Genomic DNA, 14,536 nt, shown 5'->3' with positions numbered 1-14,536 from the left:
CTCGGGCATTGGGGTGATGGGAGTGGCGAGCGGGCCACCCGACCCGAAGCGGGCCGGAGACTGTGGGTGGGGTGCTACTGGCGGATCGACGCGCGGACCGGGCCCTCGAAGCGCCACACGCCGTCAACGCCGGAAGGGACCACGACGGGCAGCGCCGACGTGTCCGCGAAGTTGATGCGCGGGTCGCCGCCGAGCCACGCCGAGCGGATCGCGTCCCCAGCCTCGAGCCACAGCCGACGAGCTGCGCCGCGAGTAGGCGCCCACGACGACATCGAGTACGCGGCGTTCTCGAAGTCGCCGGCAGCGCGAGTGCCGGGCAGTGGCTCGAGCAGCACGAATGGGACGGACGAGAAGGGGAACTTCTCGATGTCGACGAGGGCCGTGATGCCCGCGTCGCGCAGGACGCCCAGCATGTTCTTGTCGGCGTCCACGTCAGACCCTCGCCGCGCGACCCATGATGTGCAGGCCCTCCACGCGGGTCGGCGTCCAGTCGCCAGACGGGCTCGCGGGCGCCCGCGTGAAGTGGCCGAGCTCGAGCGACAGCGGAGCCGGGCCCGTCAGGTACACGAGGCGGTCCGGGCCACGCTTGCGCGAGCGGATGCGGTGACCGCCCGGGCGGTCATGCTGCGCGAAGAGCGTCTTGGCGCGCTCCTCGACCGTGTCCGCGTTCTCCTTTACCGCGGCCTGGACGCCCGGCATCATCGCCAGCGTCTTGTGCATGCGCTTGTCGCTGACCACGTCAGGCCCCCTGGGAGAGCGCGCGGATGACCACGCGGTTGTGTCGGGTGCGAAGGGAGCGGCCCTGCACGGTCGGCTCCCCGACGACCTCCCAGCGTCGGCCGAGGGCCACGACGTGCGCGCCGGCGCCCGTCGGCAGGTCGCGGCGCGTGGTGAAGCGGTACATGACGCGGACCGGGCCGCCGGCAGTGACGCCCGCGCGGGACGTGATCGCCGCGGCCTCGTCGGACGAGAGGCGCTGTAGCTCCACGCGCAGGGGGATCGGGTCGCCGAAGCCGACGACGTCCTCGCCGTACTCGCCCTCGACGACGACCTGGGGCAGGTAGTCGACCGCGTCCGGGCCGGAGTCCAGCAGCATCAGGCCCAGCCTCGAGGTGAGGGGTGTAGACGGACCACGCTCAGGCGCCCACCTGGGCGCTTGATCCCGAAGAGCTCGAGGACGTTCGCGGGCCACCAGAAGCGGCCGGGCGTCCCGTCGGGCAGGTCGTAGCGTCGGTAGGAGTAGGCGTCGTCCGTCTCGGACTGGTACCGGTCGGGGTTGATCGCGTCCTCGCGGACGGCGTCGACCAAGGTGTCCTTGATGAGCTCGCCGTCGTGGCCTGCGAGGTCGCCGACGAGCAGGGTCAGCTCGCGCTCAGCGCGGCGCAGGAGGCCCTGCACGCGTGACCACTGCTCGGGGGTGAGGGTGAGGCCAGCGTCGGCCTGGAACTCGGTCTGTGTGATTCTCTGCACCGCGCCGCCCTCCCTGAGGTGTTGGGGGTGCGAGCAGGGCGGCCACCCGTAGGTGGCGCGCCCTGCTCGCTATTCAGTTGTCGTCGTCGGCGTTGAGGGCCGCGACGAGGTCCGCCTTCCTCCCGTCGGACGGGACCAGGTCGGCCTCCTCTCGGCCCTCGTTGCGGGACTCGATCTCGGCGCGCAGGTCAGCCACGGTCATCGACTCGTAGCCACCCTCCTCGCCCTGGTCGTCGGCGTCGACGAGGTGGTCGCCCACCTGCGAGACGGCCCACTCGGGGACCTCCTCGCCGGCGTTGAGCACGACGACCTCGCCCGTGTCGGACTTGCGGACCAGCGTGTTCTGGCTGACCGTCGCCATCAGAGAACCTTCACGGCCATCGCGAGGTTCATGTTGGCGCCCACCGGCAGCGAGATGCTGTCCGCGTAGGTGTGCCGGATCGGCGGGATGCCCTCGTGGGTGAAGGCCGCCGCGACGATGCCGGGCTGCTCGCTCTCTGCGATCTCCCACTCCGGCTCGGACGACGCGAGGGTCTGACCCCAGAACGTCGCACCGAGCTCCGAGTCGCCGCCGTTGGGGTCGACGGCCTCCGGCAGGAAGAGGACTCGGTCGTCGGGGATGACCTTGCCCCCCTTGGTGCTGCGGTCGTAGACCTCGAGCGACGGGAGGCCGGCGCCCGCGAGGATGCCCTCCACGTCACCGCGGGTCGCACGCCGGCGGATGGTGCCGCCGTCGAAGACGGTGGCGAACTCGTCGCCGCTCGCGAGGGCCCGCAGGACGCGCGTCGAGATGAGCATGGTGGCCGGAGCGACACCGTTCGTCTGGGTGTAGTGATCCACCCAGGTCTCGAGCTGCGAGAGGCGGGCGGCGGCCGTGGTGCCCCACAGGGTCGACGCCGTGATGCCGAGAGACGGGTTGCGCCCGAAGTCGGCCTCGTCGGCGTAGTTGTCCTGGGCGATGACCGCCTTGCCAGTGACGAGCACGGAGCCGCGCTGGCGCTCCACCCGGTCAGCGATCGCGAAGACCGCGTTGCGGGTGCTGTCGAGCAGGATGCGCTGGCGCACCTCGTCGTCGGCGCTGCGCAGGCGCAGCTGGTCGCGCTCGGAGATCATGCCCTGCTGGCTGAGCGCCGGCAGGTCCACCGTGCGGCGCTTGCCCGTGGGGCCCTCACCGAACTCGGGCTCGGCGTCGAAGGCGCGGTAGCGCGCCTCCTCCACGAGACCGTTCTGCCCGACCATGAACCGCACGACGGTGTCGGCGACCTCACGGTTGGGCAGCCAGCGAGCGAGGGAGCCCTTGTTGGCCTCGTACTCCTGCAGCGAGCGGCGGGCGAACCCGGAGAGGGTCTCCGGGTCGATGACGTCAGTCCAGAGGCGTGCCATCAGGCGTCACTCCCAACGAAGGTGAAGGAGCCGGTGCTGCCCGTGGCGGTGGTGATCGCGACGGGGAGGTTGGCTCGGCGGATGAGGCCGTGGCGGATGACCGGCACGGCGAACTTGGCCTGACCGTCGACCGGCTGGTTGAACAGCACGAAGCCAAGCACCTCTCCGGCGGCGTCGGTCCACGGCTTGAGGTTGGCCTCGTCGGCGCAGTTGACCGCCAGGCCGGACGGGACGTGCCCGTCGGGGTAGTGCGTGCCGGCCGTGAAGTTGGCCGTCACGAAGGTGGAGGTGCGAGCGTTGTCCGTGCCGTGGTTGGACCCGAGCCAGGACTGGTTGCCCGCACCGAAAGTCTCATCCTTGACGCGCATGGATGACTCCGTTCTGTGAGGTTGGGTGGTTACTTCTTGGTGCCGTAGTGCTTCTCGTAGAGGTCGTCACCAGACGGCTTCTGCGATCCGCCTCCGCGGCGGTCCTGGCCCGTGCCGGGCCACTTGGTGGTGCTCGCCGTGCCGGCGTAGCGGTCGACTCGCGCCAGGAGGCGCTCGTCATCGACCTGCCCTTCGTCGTTGACGAAGACGGACAGGTTGGTCTCTGCGACGAAGGAGGCGATCTCTTCGTCCTTCACGCCGCGAGCTCGCAGGGCCATGCGCGCCATCGCGGCAGTGGTCTCCTGCTGCACCTCGGCGCGGGTCGCGGCCCGGGCCTGCTCGGCGGCTTCACGGACGGCCCTGTCCTTCTCGGACTCGTTGGCGCGCTCGATCTCGTCGAGGCGCTCCGCCTTGGCCTTGATCGCGTCGTAGTCGCTGCGCTCGTTGGCGCGCTGCTCGTGCTTGCGCGCCTTGTCCTTCCAGTACGCCTCGCGCTGCTCGACGCTCATCTCGGACAGGGGGGTGTCCGCGGGGAAGCCCTTGTCCGCCGGCGGCGTCGGCTGCTCTTCGGGTGGCGTCTCCTGCGACCCGCCGTCGCTGGGCTCTTCGACCATGCGCAGGTCGCCGAAGATGCTGCGGTGGGCGGCGAGCAGGCGGTCGATCGCTCCGGGGGTGGACAGGTCGGTCGGGAAGGTGGGGGCACTCATCGGGCCTCCTCCACTGCAGTGTTGGCGGCTCGCTGCCACGTCCCGCGCGCGAAGCAGACCGAGTCGTCTCCGTCGTCGTGGCAGAAGATGTGGAGGTCGCCCTCTTGGCTTACCTCGTAGGTGAGAGGCCCGGTGTAGTGGGTCTGCAACTGCGTGCCGTCGCCCTTCGTCCAGTCCACCTCGATGCGCCGGTCGGCGCGGGCAGGCTCGGGCGCGTCCAGCGGCTCGGGGTTCGGGTCGCGCTCCCTGGCGGACTGCGCGAGCGCGTCGATGCGCGCCTGGGTCATCTCGGGCATGGGGGTGTTCCTCCGTGTCGGAAGGGGGTGGTCGCCCGTGACGGGCGCTTGCCGCCCACGCGGGCGGAAGTCAGGTGAATCAGGCCGCGCGCTTGCGCAGGCGCTCCAGCAGACGGCGCTCGTGCTTGAGCGCCATCGCCACGTCCTCGCCTCGAGCCGCACGCTCCTCGAGGCGCGCGATCGCGCGCTCTACGGCCACTGCCTGGCGCCGCGCCATCTCGCGTGGGTCCATGCGGGTGCCGGTGTCCTTCGCGACCTCCGCGGGGGTGCGCACGTCAGCTCCCCGAGGCGACAGGACCGGGCCCAGCTCGCCGTGCTCCGTGACCTTCCAGCGCGTCGCCTTCAGGTCGGCGGCCGCAGTCGACCCGGCGGCCTCGTACAGGTCGCCGAGGGACAGGTTGTTGAGGGAGTTGCCGGGGTCGACGCTCTTCGTGACCTCGGCGACTGTGCACTTGCAGCGGTCGTGCACCGGCAGCAGCTTCCCCGGCCGGTAGATGCGGTCCGACGCCGCGATGCACAGCCCGCACGTCCCACCGGCCGAGAGTTCGGGATGGATCACTCGACGCTGGCCCGTCACCCAGGGCGTCTTCACGCTGTGCTGAGCCGCCGCCTGCCGTACCGCGAGCGTCAGGTCGTCTTCCGCGATCGACACGGCGCGCTCGACCGCCTGCGCGAGGGCGTACTCCGCCGTCTCGCCGCTGGCGATCGCCAGCCGGTATGCCTTGAGGGGGCGGTCCCACACGCGCGCCGGGTCAACGCCGCGAGGGTGGTCCGCCAAGCGCATCCTCCCGGGCGACGGGCGCTCGCCCGACTCCTGCAGGGCCGCATCCAGATACGCCCACGTCAGGTCCGCCGTCGCCTGCTGCGCCGCGCGCACCGACGCCGCCAGGGACTCGGCCACGAGGGGCGCCGCGTCGCCGTAGAAGTCGTCGTTGGACAGCGACCGCAGGTAGCGCTCCACGAGCGCGAGCAGCTGCTCGCGGAGGCGATCCCGACCGACCGTGTGACGGTCGACCAGGTACAGGTCACGCTCCGCTGACACCGGATCCGCCCGGGGCCTGGAAGAAGATGTCGCGCCCGCGGGCCGCGTTCAAGCGAGGGAGGTCCGACGGGCGCTTCTGCAGCACGTCCAGCACGAGCTCGTCGAACGGGACCTTGCCGTACAGCGACGAGAACGCCTGCGACTTCTCCGTGATGCTGTACCGCTCCACCGGGGCCCAGATCGTGCGGATCTTCGCTGCGTTCGACCGCTGCGAGTCGTCCATGATCTCGAAGCACATCGACATCACCTTCGACAGTGCGACGTCCACCCGGTGCCGGCGGTCCTCGATCAGGGCCAGAAAGCCCTCGTTGGCCCGCTCGGATCCCGTCGCGGACTGGTTCTGCGAGCCCGGGAGCAGCTGCCAGATCGGCGTCTTCGTCGTCGCCGACAAAGCCTTCACGTCATCCTCGGTCATCGAACGCACGGACGTCAGGTCCGCCTGCGCCGACTCCCACAGCTTCGTCCCGGGAGGCATGAGCCACAGCGCGTCCGGGCCAGAGGTGAAGTCGCCGGGATCGACCTCGACGTCGACCTCGTGCGCGTCGCCGTCCTTCGGCATGGCCTGCTCGATGGCGCGCTGGCGGTGGGCCTGCAGCTTCGTCAGGACCATCCGCGTGAACATCGTGTCGTTGATGCGCGTCAGGACATCGAGGTGCCGCTCGAACTCGCCGACGCCGAGATAGTTGGGGATCTCGACGATCGGGAACCTCGGCAGGTTCTCCGGCTCGCTCCACGACCACCCGGTGCGGCTCTTGCGCGCCACGCGCTGGTAGCCGGGCCGGCCGTTGGCCCGGGGCCGGTACAGCCACAGCTCGTGCTCGCCCGTCCAGTCGTCCACGACCAGCCGCAGGCCGGCACGCGGGCGACCCGCGTAGTCAGACGCGACGATCGTCGACAGCGGGGACTCCCGCGTCACAATCGCCTTGCCCTCCTCCTGCAGGTCCGGGCCCACCATGAGGTAGCCCACCGACAGGCCGCACATGTCCTGCACGGCCTCTGAGACGCGGTTGCGCAGGTCCGTGTGGACCGCGAGCTCCTCCGCGACCTGATCGCCGTCCGTGTCCTCGCCCTCGGCGGCCCCCGTGCGCCACCCGAGTGCCACGATGCGCTCCGTGCGGCTGCTGACGACCAGCTCGGCGTAGTTCGTGCGCGACGTGCGCAGGAAGTGCTGCCACGCCGCGACATACCCCTCGTCCGCGCCTATCGGCAGCGGTGGCTCAGACCGGAGCCACCCGTCCAGAAGGGCCAACCCGGGGCGCGTGCCCGCCTTGTTCGACAGTGACGCCCGATTCCAGCCAGCGCCACGGTTGCGATCGTGGATCGCCTTCGACAGACGACGCACCCACCACTCGTCGGAGTCCACAACATCAGAGCCGGGGAGGGCGATGGTCGACATCTGGCCTCCTCTCAGCGCAGGCGCTTGGCCCTGTAAGTCTTGGTCTCCCGCTCACGGCCGGCACCCTTGGCGAGCGCGTCCAGGTAGGCGCGCCAAGAGAGGCACCCGGCCATAGCGAAGTCGAACTTTCGATCTGGGTGGAGCTTCTGCAGCACGAAGAGCCGCTGGCCTTCGTCGTCGTGCAGCTGCGTGTCCTTGCGGCCCGCGTTGCCGATGTGCAGCCCGAACGTGGTCTCTTTCGCCTCGTCGCGGCCCTGCTCCCACGACACGGCCCCGGTCGCCATCGCGTCCCGGTAGGCGCGCACTGCGTAGGCCATGCGCTTGACGTTGTTGGTCCACCACTCTTCCCACGCGCCGTACCGGCCGGCGTAGGCGCCGACGGTCTCGGTCCAGTGGGGAGGGTCGGCGTAGACCTTCATGACCTTGAACCGATCGTGCATGGCTTCCACGGCCGCGGTGACCTCGATCTCGTCGATCTCCCACTCGGAGTCGACCGTGAGATCCCGCGGACGCTCCCACCCTGCCCACAGGCACTGCTTGCCCGTCGCGAGCTCGGTCAAGACGATGCCCGTCGAGTCCCGGAAACGCGCGCCGTCGAAGCCAGCGACGACCTTCGCACCGTCAGGGATCAGCACGTCGCTGCCCAGCTCCCGCCAGCGCTTCACGTCGAAGGCCTGCGCGCCGGACTTCACCCACCGGTTCAGCCACACACGCTCGAGGTAGGCCGCGTCAGCGCCGGGCCGGTCCCACTTCGACGCGATCTCGTCGAACTGGCCGGGGCCCCACTCGCCGGCGGGGCCGGTCGCCTCAGCGACGGCCTTGATCCGTTCGGCCTTGTCCGTCAGGTCTCGCTTCGGGTCGTCGTCGGTGCGGTAGAGGTAGAACAGGTCTGGCCGCTCCACCAGGCCGTCCCGGATCGCCAGGGCCTCCTCGTGGAGATCCTCGGCCACGGACCCCTGCCCCAGTTCGCCCGCGGTGCCCACGTACAGCGACCACGGGTCGTCCAGCGGCCGCTTCGGTAGGTTCGCGTCCATCGCCGTGTGCGCGTCCTTTTGGCGCGGCAGGTACAGGCGGTGCGGCTCATCGAAGCAATTCAGCGTCGTCCGCGCGCCGTCTCGAGCGCCGGGAGAGTTGGCGAGCGCTGCGGCCTGACCGTCGGCGCGACCGTTCTCGTCGAGCCGGAAGATCTGATCCTTCTGGCTGTCGAACAGACCCGCGTCGGGACCGTTGTCGATCATGTACTTCAGCGCGCCGAAGGCCAGCTCTTCGACCTGTTCTGCCGTGACCGCCAGCATCGGGATGTACGGCGAGCGCACCGGACGCCCGACCGGGTCGCCGTTGGCGTCCCACCCGTCGAATCGACTCGGCCCATCCGGGTGGAGTTCGACCAGCGCGATGACGGCTTGCTTCTCCGTCTTAGCCAGGCCCTTGCGGACGCTCAGCCCGACGCGCTTGAACCGTCGCCGGCCCTCCCAGGGGTGACCCTTCGGGTACACCTCGAAGGCGCGGTAGAGGAAGGCCCGGAACTCAGGGTCGATGACGTATGACTCGCCCTGCAGCGACCCTGGACCGTAGATCGCGACGTCCTCGATGAAGTCGCACACCTCTCCGCCAAGGGTGGGCCACGGCTCCTCGTCCATCGGAGGGACGGCCAGCAGGCCCACGGGGTCAGCTCACAGCAGACAGGCCCGAGCGAGGGTCACCCTCGCTGGGGCCCTTGGGCTTCGTCGACCGCTCCCGGCGACGACGACCCTTGTCCTCGACCTCCTCGACACGCTCCACCTCGGCCTTGAGGCTCAGCAGCGTCAGTGGCGTCAGGCCGAACTCCTTGGCTCGGATGCGCGCCTCCTTGGCCGCGTCCAGGTCGCCCTGCTCGCCCTTGACGTTCCACCGGACGAACTGCGACAGCATCCGCGCGAAGGCGTCGCTCGCGTCCCACATCGTGGCCTGCGGCGTCGACCACAGCAGTGTCCACAGGTCGATCTCGAAGTCCGTCTGCTGCTCGATCTGCAGCGACAGGATCGCCGACACCTGCTCAGCCTGCGCCAGTTGGCGACGCAGTCGGCCCTTCGTGCGACCGTCCTCCGCCTCCTCGATCTCAGCGACCAGAGAGGAGATCTTGTCGTCCGCAAGCTCCTTGCGCGCCGTCCGCTCCGTGTCCGGCAGCAGCGGCCACGCGGGCGCCTTCCCCTTGCGGCCAGCAGACGGCAGTGTCGTCAAGCTCGCCGAGTTGGTGCGAGCCCTCCGGCTCGAGTGCTTGGGTGCAGGACCAGGCATGTCGGTACCTCCCGTGTCGGGAAAATGGCGCCCGTGGCGGGCTGGGAATGACCACCAGAGGGGAACTCCCGATCCCGTAGCCGTGGGAATCCACAGAACTTGCCGGTCAACTGAAAGAGGCCGGGGGAGGGGGTGGTGGAGGGCCCTTCCAGTTCGCGAACGCTCGGTTGCAGCGGTTCGCGTGCTCGGGTCCGCGGGTGATCGAACGGTCCTCGTCGTCGTGCCCGAGGTCCCATGGTTCGTGTGGCTGGATGGGCTCCTTGCATCGCCAGCACAGGACGGTGCCGGCCGCGACCTTCGGGGCCCACGCGGCGCGGAGCCGTTGGTGCTTGGCGCCGTAGCCGCGAGTGGTGGTGCTTCCGCGGCGGTTGGCCATGCGCTTTTGGTAGTCGCGTTCGTGGGTGGGGCAGTAAGCGATGCCACCTCGGACGCGTTCGGTGCAGTCGATGTGGCCGCACTGCTTGGGCGCTCGCGGCATCAGCCTGGGCCGATGCGCTTGCCGCGGGGTGGCTTGCCCTTGCGGACGCGGTTGCGGTCGTCGCCGGGCCAGAAGCCGTAGCGGAGGTGGAACCATGTCGCGGCGGTGCGCTTGGCCTTCTCGATGGGCATGTACTTGGCGAGGTGCTTGAGCAGGTCGGTGAAGGTGTCCCACTTCGCAGCGCCGGGGCCGACGAGCCAGTAGGCCTTGAGCCGGGCGCCGTCGTCGCCCGTGGGGTTCGGGTCCGCCATGGTCGCCTCTCGTCGGGTGGGGTGGGGCGCTAGGCTCCGGGCACTGTCGTCTCGAGGGGGAGCCATGTCCAGGTCAGTCGCTGTGCTCGTCGCGCTGTCGTTGCCGCTGCTGGCCGCGTGTAGCGGCGACTCGGGTGGCGCGGGCGAGCAGTCGTCGGCGAGCTCTGCGCCGAAGACGCTCGATGCCGCTCAGGCTTCCGCTCAGGAGTGGGCCGATCGCATCCAGTCGGAGGACTACGCGGGGGCGTGGGATCTGATGGCGCGGGAGTACCGGGTGGGCGTGAAGCGGGACGACTTCGTGGCGTACTCGCAGGAGTGCACGTTGTCGGGGCCGGAGATCACGGCGACGGGGGTGCGGCTCGAGGGCGACGAGGCTGTGGTGCGGCTCGAGGTGGCGGGGATCAAGCAGTCGCGCTCGATGGTTTACGAGGCTGGGACTTGGCTCCTGAAGCCGTCTGAGGTGGGCCGCCAGGACATCGGGAAGAGCGCGGAGCAGATGATCGCTGACGCGAAGGCGTCGGGCGGTTGCGCGGGCGGTTCCTGATGGCTGGCGACCGCCCCCGGACGTGCGAAGACGCCCCGACTCGGTGAGGAGTGGGGGCGTCTTCGTGAGGGCATACCTCGTCAGGGGCTATCTTCACATATCTCGAGCCGTGCGGCCAACCTGTCCAGTTCGGCGTGTCGGCGCTTGCTCGTCACGCGGTGCTTGGCCTCGATCACGTCAGCCTCGCGGAACCTGAGCGGCTTGGACCCGGGCATCACTGGCTCCAGCAGCCCACGCTCTCGCCACGACAGGATCAGGCGCGGCTCGACGCCCACCCGTCGCGCTGCCTCTTCGGTCGTGAGGATCACCCGGCCCGCCTCTCCTCGTTGAGGATGCGGACCCAGGCCCAGTAGCGGTCCTCCTCGATGTGGGCCGGGCACATCGTGCACGAGACGAAGTCGTCGCCGCCGTACCTAACCAGCCCCATCCTGTGGCACTCGGGGCACTCGATCCCGTCGAGCACCGCGGTCTCCTGGCGCCACGGGGCCAGTGCGTGCGCCCGGCTCATCATCTCCCCGAGCTCGCCGTACAGATCGCCGATGCCGGGGTCGTACTCGAAGCGCCCAACCTGAGCCAGCAGCCACCGTGCGCCCGGTGCGAGGACGTACCGGGGCGGTGGCGGCGTCCACACGTACTCGGGCCGCTCCGTGTTGCGCATCCCGAGGCGCATGCGTCCGTGCCGACCGTTGAGGCGCTCGTGGGTCGTGAGCGCCCTCTCCGGGCCGGCTGCGTCGTAACGCTCGACCAGCTCCTCGATCTGGATGCTGATCCAGTCCTCGAGCTCCTGCGCGACGTCGATGGCGGCCAAGCGCACCGGCTCGCCCTCGGCGACGGCGTGCGGGGTGCCCTTGGCGTAGAGGCCGCTGGGGTAGCCCTGCCCGCTGTCGGTGCGCCACGTCGTGACGATCTTGGCATTGGTCTCGACGATGTCCGGCAGGGAGTTGGGTGACGCCTTGCCGGTCACGAGGCGCAGGAGGTGCACCTGCGCCGGCACGTCAGCCAGCCACTGCACGAGACGGCGGTGGCAGCTGTGGCACAGGTGCCCGTGCTCGGCGGGACGGGGGAGGCACCCGTCACAGGTGTCGCGGTCCTCGCAGTCGGTGACGTGCTGCCGGGCCTGGGTGCAGCCGCGCACGCACGGGGTGAGGGGGGTCTCGGTGGTCACGGGCTCTCCTCGGGCAGGGTCACGAGCTGCTTGCAGGTGCAGCAGCGTGTGAGGGGCTCGGTGGATGGGATGACGTAGGGGCCGTGGACGGTGATGGCTGGCGCGGTGTAGGTGGCGGCGTGCTCGCAGGTGTCAGCCATGGGCCACCTCGCCGTCGATGTCGTCCATGACGCGCTCACAGTCGGCGATGCGCTCCCGGGCCTCGCTGTCGTGCCACAGGGCGATGCACACGGGGCCGACGACGATGGTTCGGCGGTCGTACTCGTCGCCGCCGAGGTGGATGCGCCAGTCCCAGCCGAGCCACCAGACGCGCTTCTTGCGGAGAGCCATGTACTCCCAGTAGGCGGCGGACCACCGGGCGTCCTGCAGTTCGGCCGTCAGTTCACGGCTCGCCTGCACCTCGGCCTTGAAGGCGGCCACGGCGTAGTCCTCTCTGGTCCAGTCGCTGACTGGCTTGTCAGTGCTCGGGTGCTCGCAGGTCATGGCTTCCTCTCTGGGTCGCGGCCCAGGTGGCCGGGCTCGTAGTCGTGTGGGCAGGTGCGGTGCCACCTGGCGTGGTCGCGGATTCGTTGGCGCCGGTCGGCTTTGGTGGTGTGGGGCATGGCGTTGAGGACGGCGAGCTCGCGGTCGAGGCGAGCGCAGTCGGGGCGCTTCACGACCGCTCACCGCTGAGGCGTTCCCGCAGGGTGTCGACGGCGTCGTCGGAGCGCTGCTCGGGGGTGCGGGGGTCGGGCTTCCACGGGCCGACGAGACGGCGCTCCGTGGCGACGACGGGCCAGGAGCGGATGCAGCACGACCAGAGGGCTCCAACAGGTGTCCGACACCCACAGTCGCGGAGGTCTTTCCGCTCCTCGGTGAACCCCGCCAGCGTCTCGGCCCGGACCTCGGCGTCACGGGCGCGGATGAGGTCGGCGAAGTTCAGCACGGCCTGGTCCTCGCAGGGCCACGGCAGGTCGTGCTCACGGCACGCCGGGCCGTCCTCGTGCTCCTCCCGGCTGCACGCTTCCCACTCCCGCGCCACCTCCTCGGGCGACCTCACGACGCGCCCCCTTCGCGCTCGTAGGGGTTGGGGGTGTCGTGAAGTTCGCCAGCGGGCAGCGGGTCTTCCTCGTCCCTGATCCGGTCCTCGTACCCGACGAGGACGCCCTCGTCCCACGCGCGGGCAGAGACCGCCGCGTCGTGCTCGGGGGTGGCGAGCAGGCCAGCGGCATCCATGCTCTGCATGAGCAGCGCGACATCACCCCAGTCGGGGATGGCGCTGTAAGGGAGGCAGTCGAGCACCGTCTCGGCGTTCGCTTCATCCCCCGCGAAGAAGTCATCCGCGATCTCCTTGCGTCGCGCCTCCCAGCGCTGCCGCGTCTTTGCGTCACTCATCGGTCTCTCCTTCGGTCGGGTTGAGCAGGTCATGCAGGTCCGTCTGGAGGGTCTCCAGCGTCAGTTCTGCGTAATCCGCGCTGTCTACAGACGCGGCGGCGGCGGCCTCGATGCCCGCCCGCAGCCGCTTGACCTCGGCGAGCAGGCCGCGCTCAGCGCCGACCGCGCCGTGCTTGGCGCGGTCGGCCTCGATCTCCGCCAGCCTCTCCGGGCTCATGCCGCTCACGACCGGCCCTCCGCTCGGGCGTCGTCGCGGGCGAGGGCGTCAGCGAGACCTCGCATGACCGTCCAGTCACGGTGGTCGCTTCGGAACTCCTCCACGTCCGCCCGCAGCGCCTTGTGCAGCCCCTCGGCGCGGTCAGCGCGGGCACAGTGGCGCTTGGCGTTGTCGTCCTGCTCGTGCGCCAGCCGCTCCCACTCGTCGCGCTCCTTGGTCACGCGGGCGAGGTCGGCCTCCGCCTTCTCGGCGCGGGTCAGCATGTCGTCCCACTCGTCCACGGCGGTCCGCTCTCGCCGACCCATCTCGGCCTCGATGTGCTCGCGGGCGTCACGGGCGACGTCGGCCCATGGGATGTAGTCCCACCGGGCCCCCGCCTCTCTGGCGACACGAGCGAGCGTGTTTGCCAGCTCTTCATCCGCCTCATGCGCCTCGTCCGGGTGCGGCACGGGCACGGGCACGGGCTTGATTCCCACGCGCTCACGGTCAGCGTCGGTGGTGAGGTGAAGGGGGGCGCTTTCGCTGATGCTCTCCCATGTGAACATCAGGTCGGTCCAGTACCCGCGGCTTGACATCCAGATCGACCACCCAGAATCCCGCCGCTCGGCGACCCGGCCCTTTGAGTTCGTCACCTGCGAGCCAACGGGCGGCTCCTCGGTGACGAGGGCGTGCAAGGTGGGTCGCTCGGGCAGGCGGTCGCGGATCTCGGTGAGCAGCTCGTTCGCGCGGTGCGCCTCGACTGCGATGTCTGCCAGCCATTCGGTCTTGGTCTGCGGCTCGGTCATGGTGTCCTCCTGGTCTAGGCGGGTGAACTGGCCCGTCTGGGGGTCGATGCTGTGGGTGCGGGTGCGCTCCAGCCGGTCGACGGACTCGGCCAGGCGCTTGCGTGCGTCGGTGGTCGTCATCGGCTCGTCTCGCTCTCGCCGCCGTCACGCGGCAGGCTCATGGGTGCTCGGAAGGTGGGCGTGAGGTCCACGTACACGTCGCCGCGCTGGCAGGTCTCGCAGCGGCCGCAGTCGGTGGGGCAGGACGGGGCGCTCATGGCTTCTCCTTGCTCGGGGTGGGGGTGCAGCGGTGGTCGCGCTTGTGCGCGGCGATCAGCGCGTCGGACGACAGCAGCTGGGACGGGTGGTCGCAGGACGTGCAGACCACGACGGCGCGCCCGTCGGGGCGGCGGACGATCGTGAAGTGCGGGGTCACAGCGCGACTCCCGTCGGCTCGAGGTTCAGGACCAGGTAGGCCCGGCCCGTCGCGCGCTCACCGGGGCGCATGTCCGGGCCGGTGACGTACTTGTTGGAGTCGTCGAGCAGCACGCCGGCGTCCCGCAGGCCGTCGACGCACGCCTTCGCGGTCGGTGCCCAGTTGGTGGCGTCGTACTGCCGGCCGTGGAGCTTGTGGACGGACGCGGTCACTCGGACGTGCTCGCGGATGACGGGCAGGCGGGCGTCTTTCGCGGCCCAGTACGCGGCGTTGCGCCACGCCTTCGTCAGGCGGGCGACGGCCATGCGGTGGGTGCGGTCGTTGGCGTTGATCCACTGGTCTGGGGCGGGGATCGTGAGGGTGTACAC

Annotated in this window: 26 protein-coding genes; 1 reads left to right on the top strand and 25 read right to left on the bottom strand. The window is 70.1% G+C overall.

The genetic code is table 11. The annotated features are described in order from the left end of the window. Positions 1–74: 74 nt before the first annotated feature. The 14 genes from V3C34_RS14225 to V3C34_RS14160 all read right to left on the bottom strand — a co-directional run bounded on the left by V3C34_RS14225 (position 75) and on the right by V3C34_RS14160 (position 9,668). Positions 75–431 (bottom strand): hypothetical protein, encoded by a 357-nt coding sequence (locus V3C34_RS14225; RefSeq protein WP_346007464.1) that lies wholly within the window; start codon positions 429–431, stop codon positions 75–77. A 1-nt stretch (position 432) separates the two neighbouring features. Continuing rightward, positions 433–738 carry a DUF5403 family protein gene (locus V3C34_RS14220; RefSeq protein ID WP_346007463.1) on the bottom strand — a complete coding sequence of 102 codons (306 nt, stop codon included), beginning with the start codon at positions 736–738 and terminating at the stop codon, positions 433–435. Position 739: 1 nt separating this feature from the next. Further along, entirely contained in the window at positions 740–1,096 is a 357-nt protein-coding gene (locus V3C34_RS14215) for a hypothetical protein (protein WP_346007462.1), read from the bottom strand. Then, positions 1,096–1,470 (bottom strand): hypothetical protein, encoded by a 375-nt coding sequence (locus V3C34_RS14210; RefSeq protein WP_346007461.1) that lies wholly within the window; start codon positions 1,468–1,470, stop codon positions 1,096–1,098. The genes V3C34_RS14215 and V3C34_RS14210 overlap by 1 nt, the downstream gene beginning before the upstream one ends. A gap of 73 nt (positions 1,471–1,543) precedes the next feature. Further along, positions 1,544–1,831: an SAP domain-containing protein gene (locus tag V3C34_RS14205; RefSeq protein WP_346007460.1), complete on the bottom strand. Its 288-nt coding sequence runs from the start codon at positions 1,829–1,831 to the stop codon at positions 1,544–1,546. Next, positions 1,831–2,853: a major capsid protein gene (locus tag V3C34_RS14200; protein WP_346007459.1), complete on the bottom strand. Its 1,023-nt coding sequence runs from the start codon at positions 2,851–2,853 to the stop codon at positions 1,831–1,833. The genes V3C34_RS14205 and V3C34_RS14200 overlap by 1 nt, the downstream gene beginning before the upstream one ends. After that, the gene (locus tag V3C34_RS14195; protein WP_346007458.1) at positions 2,853–3,221 is read right to left on the bottom strand and encodes a hypothetical protein; all 369 of its coding nucleotides are present in this window, start codon (positions 3,219–3,221) and stop codon (positions 2,853–2,855) included. The genes V3C34_RS14200 and V3C34_RS14195 overlap by 1 nt, the downstream gene beginning before the upstream one ends. Before the next feature lie 29 nt (positions 3,222–3,250). Beyond that, positions 3,251–3,928 carry a hypothetical protein gene (locus V3C34_RS14190; RefSeq protein ID WP_346007457.1) on the bottom strand — a complete coding sequence of 226 codons (678 nt, stop codon included), beginning with the start codon at positions 3,926–3,928 and terminating at the stop codon, positions 3,251–3,253. Further along, positions 3,925–4,224, bottom strand: coding sequence for a hypothetical protein (locus V3C34_RS14185; RefSeq protein ID WP_346007456.1), 300 nt, complete (start codon positions 4,222–4,224; stop codon positions 3,925–3,927). Before V3C34_RS14185 ends, V3C34_RS14190 begins: the two co-directional genes overlap by 4 nt. 79 nt (positions 4,225–4,303) lie before the next feature. Beyond that, positions 4,304–5,266 (bottom strand): hypothetical protein, encoded by a 963-nt coding sequence (locus V3C34_RS14180; protein WP_346007455.1) that lies wholly within the window; start codon positions 5,264–5,266, stop codon positions 4,304–4,306. Next, positions 5,250–6,662, bottom strand: coding sequence for a hypothetical protein (locus tag V3C34_RS14175; RefSeq protein WP_346007454.1), 1,413 nt, complete (start codon positions 6,660–6,662; stop codon positions 5,250–5,252). The genes V3C34_RS14180 and V3C34_RS14175 overlap by 17 nt, the downstream gene beginning before the upstream one ends. Before the next feature lie 11 nt (positions 6,663–6,673). Beyond that, on the bottom strand, positions 6,674–8,326 hold the full coding sequence (locus V3C34_RS14170; RefSeq protein WP_346007453.1) for a hypothetical protein: 1,653 nt from the start codon (positions 8,324–8,326) through the stop codon (positions 6,674–6,676). Positions 8,327–8,330: 4 nt separating this feature from the next. After that, positions 8,331–8,882 carry a hypothetical protein gene (locus tag V3C34_RS14165; protein WP_346007452.1) on the bottom strand — a complete coding sequence of 184 codons (552 nt, stop codon included), beginning with the start codon at positions 8,880–8,882 and terminating at the stop codon, positions 8,331–8,333. 534 nt (positions 8,883–9,416) lie between these two features. Further along, entirely contained in the window at positions 9,417–9,668 is a 252-nt protein-coding gene (locus tag V3C34_RS14160) for a hypothetical protein (protein WP_346007451.1), read from the bottom strand. A gap of 82 nt (positions 9,669–9,750) precedes the next feature. Here V3C34_RS14160 and V3C34_RS14155 point away from each other — a divergent pair, with 82 nt between their 5' ends. Continuing rightward, positions 9,751–10,212 (top strand): hypothetical protein, encoded by a 462-nt coding sequence (locus tag V3C34_RS14155; RefSeq protein ID WP_346007450.1) that lies wholly within the window; start codon positions 9,751–9,753, stop codon positions 10,210–10,212. Between the two features lie 80 nt (positions 10,213–10,292). On the opposite strand, the gene V3C34_RS14150 is transcribed toward V3C34_RS14155, so the two are convergent. The 11 genes from V3C34_RS14150 to V3C34_RS14100 all read right to left on the bottom strand — a co-directional run bounded on the left by V3C34_RS14150 (position 10,293) and on the right by V3C34_RS14100 (position 14,536). Then, positions 10,293–10,520 carry a helix-turn-helix domain-containing protein gene (locus tag V3C34_RS14150; protein ID WP_346007449.1) on the bottom strand — a complete coding sequence of 76 codons (228 nt, stop codon included), beginning with the start codon at positions 10,518–10,520 and terminating at the stop codon, positions 10,293–10,295. Beyond that, positions 10,517–11,377 (bottom strand): hypothetical protein, encoded by an 861-nt coding sequence (locus V3C34_RS14145; RefSeq protein ID WP_346007448.1) that lies wholly within the window; start codon positions 11,375–11,377, stop codon positions 10,517–10,519. The genes V3C34_RS14150 and V3C34_RS14145 overlap by 4 nt, the downstream gene beginning before the upstream one ends. Further along, on the bottom strand, positions 11,374–11,517 hold the full coding sequence (locus V3C34_RS14140) for a hypothetical protein (RefSeq protein ID WP_346007447.1): 144 nt from the start codon (positions 11,515–11,517) through the stop codon (positions 11,374–11,376). Before V3C34_RS14140 ends, V3C34_RS14145 begins: the two co-directional genes overlap by 4 nt. Then, positions 11,510–11,860 (bottom strand): hypothetical protein, encoded by a 351-nt coding sequence (locus tag V3C34_RS14135; RefSeq protein ID WP_346007446.1) that lies wholly within the window; start codon positions 11,858–11,860, stop codon positions 11,510–11,512. Before V3C34_RS14135 ends, V3C34_RS14140 begins: the two co-directional genes overlap by 8 nt. 169 nt (positions 11,861–12,029) lie before the next feature. Beyond that, positions 12,030–12,416, bottom strand: a complete 387-nt coding sequence (locus tag V3C34_RS14130) for a hypothetical protein (protein ID WP_346007445.1) — start codon at positions 12,414–12,416, stop codon at positions 12,030–12,032. Beyond that, on the bottom strand, positions 12,413–12,751 hold the full coding sequence (locus V3C34_RS14125) for a hypothetical protein (RefSeq protein ID WP_346007444.1): 339 nt from the start codon (positions 12,749–12,751) through the stop codon (positions 12,413–12,415). The genes V3C34_RS14130 and V3C34_RS14125 overlap by 4 nt, the downstream gene beginning before the upstream one ends. Further along, positions 12,744–12,977 carry a hypothetical protein gene (locus tag V3C34_RS14120; RefSeq protein WP_346007443.1) on the bottom strand — a complete coding sequence of 78 codons (234 nt, stop codon included), beginning with the start codon at positions 12,975–12,977 and terminating at the stop codon, positions 12,744–12,746. The genes V3C34_RS14125 and V3C34_RS14120 overlap by 8 nt, the downstream gene beginning before the upstream one ends. Beyond that, positions 12,974–13,873: a hypothetical protein gene (locus V3C34_RS14115; RefSeq protein WP_346007442.1), complete on the bottom strand. Its 900-nt coding sequence runs from the start codon at positions 13,871–13,873 to the stop codon at positions 12,974–12,976. The genes V3C34_RS14120 and V3C34_RS14115 overlap by 4 nt, the downstream gene beginning before the upstream one ends. Then, positions 13,870–14,010 (bottom strand): hypothetical protein, encoded by a 141-nt coding sequence (locus V3C34_RS14110; protein WP_346007441.1) that lies wholly within the window; start codon positions 14,008–14,010, stop codon positions 13,870–13,872. The genes V3C34_RS14115 and V3C34_RS14110 overlap by 4 nt, the downstream gene beginning before the upstream one ends. Then, entirely contained in the window at positions 14,007–14,168 is a 162-nt protein-coding gene (locus V3C34_RS14105; RefSeq protein ID WP_346007440.1) for a hypothetical protein, read from the bottom strand. Before V3C34_RS14105 ends, V3C34_RS14110 begins: the two co-directional genes overlap by 4 nt. Then, positions 14,165–14,536 (bottom strand): hypothetical protein, encoded by a 372-nt coding sequence (locus V3C34_RS14100; protein WP_346007439.1) that lies wholly within the window; start codon positions 14,534–14,536, stop codon positions 14,165–14,167. Before V3C34_RS14100 ends, V3C34_RS14105 begins: the two co-directional genes overlap by 4 nt.

Source organism: Janibacter terrae (genome assembly GCF_039636765.1).
GTDB lineage: Bacteria > Actinomycetota > Actinomycetes > Actinomycetales > Dermatophilaceae > Janibacter > Janibacter terrae.
Note: the sequence above shows the minus strand (reverse complement) of the source record. Positions and strands in the feature narration are given on the sequence as shown.